Consider the following 12,891-nt stretch of genomic DNA (forward strand, 5'->3'; position numbering starts at 1 on the left):
GCCACGGGCCCCGACTCAGGGCTAGCACGGGTGTACGAAAGTGCTGCTAGGGTGGTTGCATGACGCCTGCCGCCTACCAGCCGTCGATGCTCGACCTGGCCGACGCCGGGCCGACCCTGGGGCCACTGCCCGGCCAGATCCGCCGACACCAGCTCAGCCGAGGCGCCTGGGTCGACCACCTCCCCGGCTGGGTGCGCGGCTCCGACACGGTCCTCGACACCCTGCTCGCCGAGGTGCCCTGGCGTGCCGAACGGCGCACCATGTATGAGACCGAGGTCGACGTGCCCCGCCTGCTCTGCTGGTACGACGGCGCGCGGCAACTCCCCCACCCCGTGCTCACCGACGCGCGGGCCGCGCTCACCGAGCACTACGCGCCCGAGCTGGGCGAACCCTTCGTCACCGCCGGCCTGTGCCTCTACCGTTCCGGGCGCGACAGCGTGGCCTGGCACGGCGACACCATCGGCCGCTCGGCGCACACCGACACGATCGTCGCGATCGTCTCCTTCGGAGCACCCCGACCGCTGCTGCTACGCCCGCGCGGCGGCGGCGAGAGCCTGCGCTTCCCGGTGGGCCACGGCGACCTGATCGTCATGGGCGGCTCCTGCCAACGCACCTGGGAACACGCCATCCCCAAGACCGCCCGCCCCGTCGGCCCGCGGGTGAGCGTCCAGTTCCGCCCCCACAACGTCGCCTGACTGTGGCTCGGCTAGGCCGGAATCAGACGTTCCAGGCGGCGGCGGACCTCCTCGGCTGCGGGGTCGCCCACGTCCTCATAGATCCGCGCGGCCAGGCGCCAAGCGACGGCGGCGGCGTTCCGGTCACCCATCCCCTCCCGGGTTTCCCCGAGTCGGATGAGGGTCTCAGCCTCGTGATACCGGTCCGCGGAGTCGCGAAAGAGTTCGATCGCTTGCTCGTAGCAGTTGGCCGCGCGGTCACGTTCACCGAGGCGGTCGTAGGCGAAGCCGAGGCTGTCCAGCGTCGCGGCCTGACCGTTGCGGTCGTCGGACAGTCGTTGCTGGTCGAGGGCCTCGGTGCAGCTGGCGATGGCCTGAACATAGTCGCCGGTGGTGGCGAGTAGCCAACCGATCGCGTTGAGCGTCCGGGCCTCGCCTGCGTGATTGCCGACCGACCGGTAGAGCCGCAGCGCCTCGCGACCGTGTGCGAGCGCCTCGTCGAGCCGACCGTCCAGGTAGCAGAGTTCGCAGTAGTTGTGCAGCGTCTGGGCCTGGCCGATCGGGTCGCCGAGACGTTCGTGCAGCTCAAGTGCGCGCTTGAGCCGGTACTCGGCCGTGGTGCGGTCGCCCAGTCGGGTCAGCGCGCGGGAGACCAGCCGGTTGGCGACGGCCTGACCGGCGATGTCGTCGATCTTCTCCGCGGCGCCCAGCGCGACCTCTTGGATGGCGAGCTGGTCCTGCCACAGCCCGCGCGGCGCCACGAAGGTGGTCAGCGCCCACGCGATCTGCCAGGCGTACGTTTCGAAACCGTTCTCGGCAGCCTGTCGGACCACCCGGACCAGTACTCGATGCTCCGCCGTGAACCAGGCGAGCGCGCCGTCGTGATCGGTCACCGGCCGCCTGACGGGTACGGGCAGCGGCGGCACCGGCTCGATCGGAGGCCACTGCGGCTGAAGGAGCCGGGCGGCCGGATAGGCGGCGTGCAGGTAGTGGTCGTACAGGCGCTGTCGGGCTGCGCCGTGTTCGTCGCCACGCTCCGACGACTGTGCGAGCTCGGCCGCATACGCGCGCAGAAGATCGTGGAAGGCGAACCGGCCGGGCGCCTGCTCCGCCAGCAGATGCAGCCGGGTCAGTTCCCGCAGGATCGGAGTAACGGCCGCGGCCGACACACCGGCGAGCGCCGAGGCCGCTGCGGTGGTCAGGTCCGGGCCCGGATGCAGCCCCAGCAGGGTGAACAACCGGGCCGCGTCCACCCCCAGGGCCAGGAACGACCACGAGAAGACGCGCCGGACGTCGCCGTCGGCCAAGGCGTCCAGCCTCGCCTCGGCCGAGTGCAGTTCGGCCGCGATCGCGCTGAGCGGGAACGTGGGATGGGTCGCGACACGCGCCGCCACTATCGACAGTGCCAGCGGAAGCCGGCCTGCGGCCTCGATGATGTCGGCCACCGCCACCGACTCGGAGGCGAGCCGGCTGACCCCGAGACGCCTGGCCAGCAGGCTCCTCGACTCCTCCACCGTCAGCACGTCCAGTGTCAACGGCGTGGCGCACTCGGCGGCGATCAGGCCGCCGAGCCGGTCACGGCTGGTGACCACGACCATGCAACGGCCCGCACCGGGCAGCAGGGCGCGCACCTGGGCGGAGTCGCGAGCGTTGTCGAGCACCAGGAGCATCCGGCGGGAGGCCAGCAGGCTGCGGTAGAGACCAGTCCGGGCCTCCATGTCGGAGGGTATCCGGGCGTGCGGCACGCCGAGCGCTTCGAGGAAGCCGGACAGGGCGTCGGGCGGGGACACCGCGCCGGCTTCGTCGTAGCCGCGAAGGTTCACATAGAGCTGGCCGTCCGGGAAGCGGTCGGCAACCCGGTGCGCCCAGTGCAACGCCAGGGCCGTCTTGCCGACACCGGCCATCCCGGACACCACGGAGACGGCCACGCTCGTCGACCCGTCAGCCCTGCTGTGCAGAAGCCCGTCGAGGCCCGCCAACTCGGCGCTGCGTCCGACGAACTCCGGCACCGCACGCGGCAGTTGCTCGGGGTGCTGGATGAGCGGCCCCACTGTCGTCTCCGGCGCCGGCAGGTCCGGCCCCGCCGGCGGTTGCGCCGTCAGGCCCGGGCGGTGATGCAGGATGTCGTCGTACAGCGTGACGAGCTCGGGCGCGGGATCGAGGCCAGTCTCCTCCGCCAGCGTCTGTCGGGCCTGCCGGAAAGCATCCAGTGCGCCGGCTACGTCTCCGATGCGGTACAGGCTGAGCATCAGCTGGCCCCATGCCCGCTGCCGCAACGGATGCCGGTCGAGCAGGCCGCGCAACCGGTGCACCACGTCGGCCGATGCGCCGAGAGCCAGCACCGCCTCGGCGTAGTCCTCCTCGACGAGCAGCCGGCGCTCCTCCAACTGCGCCACCCGCCGAGCCAGCGTCGAGCGCAGCGGCAGGTCGGACAGCGGCGCACCACGCCACAGGCGCGCCGCGGCGGAGAGTTCGGCCTCGGCCCGGTCCAGATCGGAAACGGCCAGCGCCTCGCGGCCCCGCGCCGCCGCGGCGTCGAACAGGTCCAGGTCCCGTTCGCCCGGGCCCACCCGCAGCAGGTAACCGCCGGCCGCAGCGGTTATCCCGTCCCAGGTCACCCCACCGCCCAGCGACCGCCGCAACCCGCGCACATAGGTGCGCAGGTTCGCGGCGGCCGACGCCGGCTCGTCGTCACCCCACAGCATCGCGGTCAACTCGTTGGTGCCGACGACCTCATTCGGGCGCAACAGCAGGGTCGCCAGCAGGAGACGCTGCTTCACCGATCCCAGTGGAACCAGCCGGCCATCGCGGTACACCCGGAACGGGCCAAGGAGTTCGAAACGCAACCAGGCACCTCACATGTGGGCGCTGCACTGTGCCGCCACGCGTACCGCACCCGGACAGGCGGGCGAGTAGATGAGCTGTGCGTGAGTTGTGCGGCGGTTGTACCGGCCCCACCGTACCTTCTCCAAGGGGGGCCTCGGAGCGGTGAGGACGGTTCTACCGTCCTCACCGCCCCATCCAGGAGCACCGATCGCCAGCCTGGTTGCACGACGCTGCCGCGACGCCCCAGCACCGTTGCCCCCTTCTGATTCCCGACCAGAGGAGACACATGTCGTCGCTCCGCTCCACCCGCCGCATCCTCAAGAGAGTTGCCGTGCCCGCCATCGGCGCGGCGTTGGCCATCGGCATCAACGTCACCATCGCCACGCCGGCCGCGGCCAGCGGCTCCTACACGGGCAGGGCGTACGTCCATGGCACCGGCGGGGTGTCTGACGACTTCGATGACGAAGGCGTCACCAACGTCACCACGCACCGCAGCTCGAACGTCGCCTGCCTCTGGCAGACCATCCTCTGGGCGAACGGCTACCTGCCCTCGTCCGGAGTCGACGGCGTCTTCGGCGACCAGACCGATGCCGCGACGAGGAACTTCCAGCGCGACAAGGGCCTATCCGCCGATGGCTCCGCAGGCCGGAACAGCTGGACGAAGGCCGGCGACAAGCTGGTGCAGCACGACAACCAGAACGGTTGGCTGTACGTGGTGTACCACGGGGCGACGGGTTCCAGGAGCCCGTACGGCTCGCACCAATTCGTCCTGCAGCGTTCGCCCGACGGAAACTACCGGTTCTACCCGCCTCAGGGCAGCGGCCCCTACTGGGCCGCCTACAACTCCCGCACCTGCTGACCTCGCCCAGCACCGCGACGTGGCGGATGCCGGGCCAGCCTGTGCGCCGATCCGGGAAAAATACCGACAGATGGAGTGACGAGCATGGAGCAGAGCAGGCGGAACGGCGTCTCGCGTCGCGGGCTGATCCGAGGCGGGCTGCTGGCGGTGGCGGCATCGGGCGTGGCGGTGGTCGGTTTCGCAGGCCCGGCGAGCGCGGCCGTGGTCAACCTCGGCCTTGACAAGCAGGGTGCCAAGCGGATCCAGCGGTGGATCCTCACCATGTACGGCTACAACGGCGCGATCGACGGGGCGCTAGGGACCAACAGCTGGAAGGCGATGCAGCGCTACCTGGCCAACTGGCCCGACCAGCCCTCTCCCTACCGGGGCGCCATCGACGGAATCGTGGGAGCCGGGACGATCGTGTCGCTACAGGCCAACTTGAAGAAGTTCAAAGGCTACACCGGTGCCATCGACGGCATCGCCGGGCCGGGGACCAAGGCGGCGTTCTGGCGCAAGGCCTACTCCAACCCGGCGGTCTGACCGGGTAAGCATCGCGAGTGGCCCGACCGCCACGCGTGACCAGCGACTCGCAAGGTAGGTCCGGACGCGGGGGTCCGGTTATCCGGATCTACCTTGCGGTTCTCCGGCCTGATCGCCATTGATCCAGCGGCGACCGGGCGCCGTCCTAGAGGAGGCCGGCCAGTTTGTAGAGGACCAGGGAGCCGGCCACCGCGACGTTGAGGCTGTGGCCATGGCCGACCATGGGAATCTCCACCACCGCGTCCAGTTGGTCGAGCGCCTCGGGTGGGATCCCGGTCGCCTCGTGCCCCAGCAGCACCACGGTGCGGCCCCGAGCGGCGGGCAGGTCACCGAGCCGGACGGCCTCGTCGGCCAACTCCACCCCGAGGACCCGGGTGCCGGCAGCCCGTTCGGCGGCCAGCCAGCTCAGCGGACTGCTGACCCGGTGAACGCAGCCCGGCCGACGCAGCGTGTTGCCCCGGGCCACGGCCTCGTCCACCCAACGGAACGGGGGTACGGCGAGGCAGGCGCCGACCGCGTCGCACGTCCGTAACAGGGTGCCCAGGTTCGCGCCGTGCATTGGCCAGAGCGGCGCGGCGATCAGGTGACCCCAACAGCGGTGTGGCCGGGGACGGCGGGCGGCGCGTAGCTCACGCCTCGGCCGGACCCGGATGGCAGGGCTCACGCCGCGCCGGCGACTCCGCCGGACAGAGGAGAAATCATGTTAAAGGGTGCTTCGCGGTGCACCCGAACCATCACCGACAGCAGAGGGCCCCACCATAGCGCGCTGGCGGACACCCCACTCCGCAAGATCGTGCTTGATCCAGGATCGAGTGGCATCACCGCGTCGGTGAAACCACTACTTCCAGGATTGAGCACGATCTTCGGCGGCTCGAGCGACAAGATCCGCACAACGTCAGGGAAATTGCTGCCTGCGGTCTCCCGGAAGCAGCAACTTCCCCAAAGTTGTGCGGATCTTGCAGCCGGGCACGACCGGGCCGGCGCGACAACGCGGGTGGGTTAATCGCGCTCGATCAGGTGGCCTACCACAGTTGGGCCGAGCATCACCGCGAAGCCACTGCCGTCGCGGCGCGGGTCCGCCGCGGGCAGCTCCACCGGGTCGCCGGTGGCCGTCGCGCCGACCGGTCGCGGGCCCACCCAGGCGACGGCCACGTCCGTCTCACCCTTGAGGAAGCGGTGCGCGCGCACGCCGCCGGTCGCCCGGCCCTTCGCCGGGTACGACTTGAACGGCGTCACCTTGACCGTCGCCCCGGTGGAGGTGACCACCATCGGCTCGCCATGCCCCGGGTCGTCGGTGCGCACCGCCCCGAAGAACGCCACCCGTGCACCGGCCGGCAAATTGATGCCGGCCATACCGCCGCCCTTGAGGCCCTGCGGACGGACCAACCCGGCGGGGAAGCGCAGCAGTGACGCCTCCGAGGTGACAAAGGTCAGCGTCTCGGTGCCGTCGGTCAGCCAGGTCGCCCCGACCACCTCGTCACCGTCGCGCAGACCGATCACCTCGAACTCGTCGGAGCGCACCGGCCACTCCGGCGCGCAGATCTTCACCGCGCCCTGCCGGGTGCCCAACGCCAGCCCCGGTGAGCCCTCCGCCTGCCCGCCGAGCGGGGCCAGGCCGACGACGGTCTCCCCCGCCGCCAACGGCACCAGCTCGGCCGCGGACATGCCGCCCCGCAGTGACACAGTGCCCGCCTGCTCGGGCAGCACCGGCAGCGGCAGGACGTCGACCTTGAACGCCCGACCGGCGCTGGTCAACAGCAGCACCCGGCCACGGGCGGTGGAGTGCGCGATGGCGCGTACCGTGTCGTGCTTGACCCGGCCGTTGCGGCGGCGCCCCTCGGAGCTCTCCTCCGACTCGGCCGCGGTCCGGGCGACCAGCCCGGTAGCGGAGAGGATCACCTGGCACGGGTCGTCGGCGACCTCCAGCGGGCCGGCCGGCGCGGACGCGGCCAGCACCTCCTTCAGGTCACCGTCGACAAGCGTCGTACGACGTTCGGTGCTGAACTGCTTGACCACGGCGGCCAGTTCGTCGGAGACCACCTTCCTGAGCACCCGCTCGTCGTCGAGGATCTTGCTCAACTCGGCGATCTCGGTGCGCAGCCGCTCCTGCTCGGCCTCCAGCTCGATCCGGTCGAACTTGGTCAGCCGGCGCAACGGAGTGTCCAGGATGTACGTCGCCTGGATGTCGGAGAGGCCGAACCGGCTCATCAGCCCGTCCTTCGCGGCCTGTGCGTCGTCGCTGCCCCGGATCAGCCGGACCACCTCGTCGATGTCCAGCAGAGCGATCAGCAGACCGTCGACCAGGTGCAGCCGCTCCTGGCGCTTGCGCCGACGGTACGAGGTGCGCCGGGTGACCACCTCGTACCGGTGGGCCAGGAAGACCTCCAGCAGCGCCTTGAGGCCCAGCGTGCGCGGCTGCCCGTCGACCAGGACCAGGTTGTTGACGCCGAACGACTGCTCCAGCGGGGTCAGCCGGTAGAGGTCGGCGAGCAGCGCCTGCGGGTTGACCCCGACCTTGCACTCGACGACGAGCCGGGTGCCGCTCTCCCGGTCGGTGAGGTCCTTGACGTCGGCGATGCCGGTCAGCCGCTTGGTCTTGGTGACCTCGTTGGTGATGGCGGCGATGACCTTCTCCGCACCGACGCCGTAGGGCAGCTCGACCACTGTGATCGCCTGACGGCCCCGGCTGCCCTCGATCGGGCCGATCTCCACCTTGCCGCGCATCCGCACCACGCCACGCCCGGTCTCGTACGCCCGGCGCACCTCGTCCAGACCGAGCAGCACCCCACCGGTGGGCAGGTCGGGGCCGGGGACGAACTCCATGAGTTTGTCCAGACTGGCGTCCGGGTGGTTGATCAGCCAGCGGGCCGCGGAGACGACCTCCGCCAGGTTGTGCGGGATCATGTTGGTGGCCATCCCGACCGCGATCCCGGACGCGCCGTTGACCAGCAGGTTGGGGAATGCGGCCGGCAGCACGGTCGGCTGGGTCAGCGACCCGTCGTAGTTGGGCTCGACATCGACGGTGTCCTCGCCCAGCTCGCCGACGAGCAGCATGGCCTCGCGAGACATGCGTGCTTCGGTATATCTCGATGCAGCCGGTCCATCGTCTGGGGATCCAAAATTTCCATGCCCGTCGATGAGCGGGACATTGAGGGAGAAGTCCTGCGCGAGGCGGACCATGGCGTCATAGATCGCCGTGTCACCGTGCGGATGGTACTTTCCCATTGTATCCCCGACAATTCGGGCAGACTTCACGTGCCCGCGATCCGGGCGGTAGCCCTGCTCGTACATCGACCAGAGGATGCGCCGGTGCACGGGCTTGAGGCCGTCCCGTGCGTCAGGCAGGGCACGGGAGTGGATGACCGAGAACGCGTACTCCAGATAGGAGTCGGAGACCTCGGTGACCAGCGGGTTGTCGAAGACCCGCGCGCCGGCCTGGTCGAACGAGGAGAGGTCGACCTTGTTTTCCTTACGGCGTGCCATGACTCAGCTCTCCATCGAAACGGAACGGGCGCTCATGCGTCGATCGCATCCCGGTCGACGCGGTCGGCGGAGTCGATCAGCCAGTTGCGGCGTGGCTCGACCTTCTCCCCCATCAGCAGTTCGAGGATGCGTTCGGCGGCGTCGACGTCGTCGAGGGTGATCCGGCGGACGGCACGGGTGGCCGGGTTCATCGTGGTGTCCCACAACTCGTCGGCGTCCATCTCACCGAGACCCTTGAACCGTGGGATGGGCGTGACGATCTGCTTGCCGGACTTCTCCAGCTTGCGGACAGTCGTCTCCATCTCGGCCTGGGTGTAGGTGTAGACGGTCTGCGGACTGCGCCCCCTGGTGGTGATCTTGTGCAGGGGCGGCATCGCGGCGTAGAGCCGGCCGGCCTCGATCAGCGGCCGCATGTACCTGGCGAACAGGGTGATCAGCAGCGTACGGATGTGGGCGCCGTCCACGTCGGCGTCGGCCATGATCAGCACGCGGCCGTAGCGCAGCGCGGAGAGGTCGAAGGTGCGCCCCGAGCCGGCGCCGAGGACCTGCACGATGGCCGCGCACTCGGCATTGTCCAGAACCTGCTGGAGGTTGGCCTTCTGCACGTTGAGGATCTTGCCGCGGATCGGCAGCAGCGCCTGGTATTCCGAGGAACGGGCCATTCGGCTCGTTCCCAACGCGCTGTCGCCCTCGACGATGAACAACTCGCTGCGATCGATGCCGGTGGCCCGGCAGTCGACCAGCTTCGGCGGCATGGACGCGCCCTCCAGGGCGGTCTTGCGCCGGGCGGCGTCCTTCTGTTGCTTCTGGGTGAGTCGCACCCGGGCGGCGTCGACGATCTTCTGCAGGACGGTGCGCGCCTCGGCCTTGGTGCGCCGGTCCTCCAGCCAGGCCTTGATGTGCGCGTCGACCAGGGACTGGAGAACCTTGGTGATGCCGGTGGTGGAGAGCTCGTCCTTGGTCTGCGAGGTGAACTGCGGCTCGGGGATCCGCACGTGCACCACCGCGGTCATTCCCTCCAGGACGTCGTCCAGGGTGGGCGGCTCCTCCTTGGCCTTGAGCAGACCGCGGGTGTTACGGATCGCGTCGGCGAGCGCACGGACGAGGGCCCGCTCGAAGCCCTTGCGGTGGGTGCCGCCGTGCGCGTTGCGAATGGTGTTGGTGAAGCACTCGACGGTGCGCTCGTAACCGGTGCCCCACCGGAACGCCACCTCGACCTCGGCGCGCCGCTGCACGTTGGACTGCATGACGCCGTTGGCGTCGGCGGCGTTCTCCCGGTAGGTGCCCTCGCCGTTGACCAGCAGGGTGCCGGAGACCGGCCGGTCGCCGGCCGGGGCGAGGAACTCCACCATGTCGCTGAGCCCGTTGGGGTAGTGGAACCGCTCCTCGGCGGGCGTCTCGCCGGTCAGGTCGCGGAGCAGGTAGGTCACGCCGGGGACGAGGAACGCGGTGTTGCGCAGCTTCATCCGGACGGCGTCGACGTCGAGCGCCGCGCCGGTCTCGAAGTAGCGGGCGTCGTGCCACCAGCGGATCGAGGTGCCGGTGCGCTGGCCGCGCTTCATCGCGCCGATCACCTGGAGCCCGGGGCCGGCGGTGAAGCGGGCGTCCGGCCCGTCGCCGTCGAAGATGCCCGGGACGCCGTGCCGGAACGACATCGCGTGGACCTTGCCGGCCCGACGGACGGTCACGTCGAAGCGGCGGGACAGCGCGTTGACCGCCGACGCGCCAACGCCGTGCAGACCGCCGGAGGTCTTGTAGCCGGAGCCGCCGAACTTGCCACCGGCGTGCAGCCGGGTCAGCACCAGCTCGACGCCGGAGATGCCGGACTTGGCGTGCACGTCGGTGGGGATGCCCCGGCCGTCGTCGTCGACCTGCACCGAGCCGTCGGCGTGCAGGATCACCTCGACGTTGCCGGCGTGACCGGCGACACCCTCGTCGGTGGAGTTGTCGAGGATCTCGTTGACGAGGTGACCCACGCCACGGCTGTCGGTGGAACCGATGTACATGCCGGGCCGCTTGCGGACAGCGTCCAGCCCCTCAAGGTGGGTGAGGTCATCGGCCCCGTACAGGGTGTCAGGCTCTGCGGTCAACTGGTCGTACTCCCCGGTCTCGGCGGTGTGCTGCCGGTTACCGGCGACATCAGCCGGCGTGGCGCGCCGCAGCGAGCCTAGCCCGAGGCTAGGACAACCACCGGAGGACCTACGCGACCCGCCGCGCGCGGCCGTCCAGACGTGAGCCAACGAACAACCGGTGGGTGATCACGGGACCACGCAGAGACAGCGCCATCGGTACGCTCGACCATGATCGCGGCCGGTTTGCGCGCGGGGTGCACGCCGGCCGGGTCGAGGAGATCAGGAGGCGGTCGAGGTGGACGAGACGATTCGCGACGCGCTGCGGCGCTCCCTCGGTACGCCGGCGCGGCGGTGGCTGCTGGTGGGCACCCTGGTGGCGGGGTTGCTGGCCGCCGTGGCGTCGGTCGCGGCGGCGACTCCCGCCGACCGGACCTTCGCCGAGCTCTCGGACACGGTGCAGAGCCTGATGTCGGTCGCGACCCCGCTCTTCGGCATTCTGCTGGTCCGCGATCTGCGCCGGGCGTCCGTCCGCGTCCCGGTCCTGCCCACAGTGCTCGCGGTGGTGCTGCCGGCGGTCGTCGTCGGCGTGGTCGGTGTGCTGATCTGCGCCGCGACGTTGGCCCTCACCCCGGCAGACGTGGCCGACGAGCCGTGGCGGTTCGCCGGGACGGTGGCGGTGGGCAGCGTGCTGGTGCACATCGTCGCCGGCCTGGTCGGCACCGGGCTGGGCCTGTTGCTGCGCTCGGTGGTGGTGGCGTTCCTGGCCACGATCGTCCTGCCGTTGGGGCTGTTCGCGCTGCTGGGCGCCGTGGACGCCCTCCGTCCGACGCAGCCGTGGCTCACCCCGCTCGGCAGCGTGCGCAACCTGCTCTCGGGAGAGATGAGCGCGCTGCGGTGGGCGCAGTGGCTGTGCGTACTCCTGATCTGGGGTGTCGGGCTGAACGCCGTGGGTGCGGCCGTGCTGCGCCGCCGCGACCGCCCGGCCGGCCGCTGACTCCCTGCGCCGAGCGGCGCGGGTCGGTGGGGTCGACAACCCGGAGCGCGGGTCCTGTCTCGACGCGGTAGCCCGTCATGTCTACGGGCGCGTGTCTTTCGTCGAACGAATCTGTTACGGGCCATTGACGCCTGTCGCGCAGGGGTGATCTGATCGCGCTCTCAGAGAATCTTTCATCTTTCGATGGATGGGGGCCCCATGCCCAGGTTCCGCCGTACCGCGCTCGTCGCGGGACTAACGATCGCCATGGCCGCGTTGTCGACCGCCGTCGCGCTGCCCGCACCCGCGTCCGCCGCGTTGCCCACCGCCGCGGTGGCACTCGGAGACAGCTTCATCAGTGGCGAGGGCGCCGGGGCGTACACCCCGGTGGTCGACGTCAACGGAGTCAGCCAGGGCTTCCCCGGCTGGACGGGGGCGAACAACAACGCGTTCTTCTGCCACCGTTCGGCGAACGCCTCGCTCAACCAGGCCAACCTGCCGGGCATCCAGAACCGGTTCAACCTGGCCTGCTCCGGTGGTCAGCCACACGACATCGCCAACGCCTCCCAGGCGCGGACCAACGGTCGTACCGTGGCCTCGCAGTTGAGCCAACTGCGTGCCGTCGCGCAGACCCAGGACATCGACCTGGTGCTGATCGGCCTCGGTTCCAACAACAGCTCGTTCACCTTCGGCAGCGTCGCGGAGAAGTGCGCCAACCGGTTCATCGCCGACGCGTGGACGGGCTGGTGGGAGTTCTGGGCGTACCTGAACGGCCCGGTGGAGCAGAAGCCGTGCAGCGACGCCGACCTGGCCACCGCCGCGCAGATCAGCGCCGCGACCGCAGAGACCACAGCGGCCGTACGCCAGATCCTGACCACCCTCGACCAGGTGGACGCGGACGGTCAGCACCGGGTGGTGTTCCAGGACTACACGAACCCGCTGCCGCTGGACCTGAACCCGCAGTTCCACGAGGAGGACAGCCGCGACGACACCCGGGACAAGTTCCGTGACCTGGGTGCCGAGCGGTACGCGGCCGGTTGCCCGATCCACCGGGCCAGCCTGGCGCCGGGGCACCGCTTCTCCCAGGGTCTGGGCGGCATCGTTAAGTCCACCCGGGACACGCTGGCCGCCGAGTTCCCCGCCGACGACCTGGTGTACCTGAACGTGCAGCAGGCCTTCAACGGTGCCCGGCTCTGCGAGCAGACCAGCAGCCCGAGCGGCGCGTTGGCCACTCCGATCCGGCTTCAGGACGGCGCGACCGGCACCTTCGTCACCAGCCTCGCCGGCAAGGACAAGATCGCCATCCAGCGGATCGCCAACACCTGCGTCAGCTACTTCCAGACCTGCCAGGAGTCGTGGCACCCGAACGCCACCGGGCACCAGGTCCTCGGCCAGTGCCTGAGCGGCGCGGCCTCCACGAGTGCCCGTTCGGTGGCCTGCGTGCGGGCCAGCAACGGGGCGATCGCGGTCTCCTGACCGCAG

9 protein-coding genes are annotated in these 12,891 nt (G+C 70.2%); 5 read left to right on the forward strand and 4 right to left on the reverse strand.

What is annotated here, in order from left to right; all coding sequences use genetic code 11:
• Positions 1-59 precede the first annotated feature (59 nt).
• On the forward strand, positions 60-695 hold the full coding sequence (locus IW248_RS15120; RefSeq protein ID WP_196927514.1) for an alpha-ketoglutarate-dependent dioxygenase AlkB: 636 nt from the start codon (positions 60-62) through the stop codon (positions 693-695).
• 11 nt (positions 696-706) lie between these two features.
• Here the strand turns inward: IW248_RS15120 and IW248_RS15125 are convergent, their stop codons facing one another.
• Positions 707-3,454, reverse strand: a complete 2,748-nt coding sequence (locus IW248_RS15125; RefSeq protein ID WP_307787970.1) for an AfsR/SARP family transcriptional regulator — start codon at positions 3,452-3,454, stop codon at positions 707-709.
• Positions 3,455-3,786: 332 nt separating this feature from the next.
• Between IW248_RS15125 and IW248_RS15130 the strand changes: the two genes are divergently transcribed.
• A complete protein-coding gene (locus IW248_RS15130; protein ID WP_196927516.1) occupies positions 3,787-4,359 on the forward strand; it encodes a peptidoglycan-binding domain-containing protein in 573 nt (190 codons plus the stop codon).
• Between the two features lie 84 nt (positions 4,360-4,443).
• Positions 4,444-4,881: a hypothetical protein gene (locus IW248_RS15135; protein ID WP_196927517.1), complete on the forward strand. Its 438-nt coding sequence runs from the start codon at positions 4,444-4,446 to the stop codon at positions 4,879-4,881.
• A gap of 145 nt (positions 4,882-5,026) precedes the next feature.
• On the opposite strand, the gene IW248_RS15140 is transcribed toward IW248_RS15135, so the two are convergent.
• The 3 genes from IW248_RS15140 to IW248_RS15150 all read right to left on the reverse strand — a co-directional run bounded on the left by IW248_RS15140 (position 5,027) and on the right by IW248_RS15150 (position 10,454).
• Complete coding sequence (locus IW248_RS15140; protein WP_307787971.1) at positions 5,027-5,545, reverse strand: TrmH family RNA methyltransferase; 519 nt, start codon at positions 5,543-5,545, stop codon at positions 5,027-5,029.
• Positions 5,546-5,880: 335 nt separating this feature from the next.
• Positions 5,881-8,364: a DNA gyrase/topoisomerase IV subunit A gene (locus tag IW248_RS15145; RefSeq protein WP_196927518.1), complete on the reverse strand. Its 2,484-nt coding sequence runs from the start codon at positions 8,362-8,364 to the stop codon at positions 5,881-5,883.
• Positions 8,365-8,396: 32 nt separating this feature from the next.
• Positions 8,397-10,454: a DNA gyrase/topoisomerase IV subunit B gene (locus IW248_RS15150; protein WP_196927519.1), complete on the reverse strand. Its 2,058-nt coding sequence runs from the start codon at positions 10,452-10,454 to the stop codon at positions 8,397-8,399.
• A gap of 277 nt (positions 10,455-10,731) precedes the next feature.
• Here IW248_RS15150 and IW248_RS15155 point away from each other — a divergent pair, with 277 nt between their 5' ends.
• Positions 10,732-11,430, forward strand: coding sequence for a hypothetical protein (locus tag IW248_RS15155; protein WP_196927520.1), 699 nt, complete (start codon positions 10,732-10,734; stop codon positions 11,428-11,430).
• A 198-nt stretch (positions 11,431-11,628) separates the two neighbouring features.
• Entirely contained in the window at positions 11,629-12,885 is a 1,257-nt protein-coding gene (locus IW248_RS15160) for an SGNH/GDSL hydrolase family protein (protein ID WP_196927521.1), read from the forward strand.
• Positions 12,886-12,891: the final 6 nt, after the last annotated feature.

Origin of the sequence: Micromonospora ureilytica, assembly GCF_015751765.1 — a bacterium.
In the GTDB taxonomy this organism is placed as follows: Bacteria; Actinomycetota; Actinomycetes; order Mycobacteriales; family Micromonosporaceae; genus Micromonospora; species Micromonospora ureilytica.

Excerpts from the sequence above, each read along its gene's own strand:
- IW248_RS15130 (WP_196927516.1), top strand. The coding sequence starts at position 3,787 with ATGTCGTCGCTCCGCTCCACCCGCCGCATCCTCAAGAGAGTTGCCGTG.
- IW248_RS15145 (WP_196927518.1), bottom strand. The coding sequence starts at position 8,364 with ATGGCACGCCGTAAGGAAAACAAGGTCGACCTCTCCTCGTTCGACCAG.
- IW248_RS15135 (WP_196927517.1), top strand. The coding sequence starts at position 4,444 with ATGGAGCAGAGCAGGCGGAACGGCGTCTCGCGTCGCGGGCTGATCCGA.
- IW248_RS15160 (WP_196927521.1), top strand. The coding sequence starts at position 11,629 with ATGCCCAGGTTCCGCCGTACCGCGCTCGTCGCGGGACTAACGATCGCC.
- IW248_RS15120 (WP_196927514.1), top strand. The coding sequence starts at position 60 with ATGACGCCTGCCGCCTACCAGCCGTCGATGCTCGACCTGGCCGACGCC.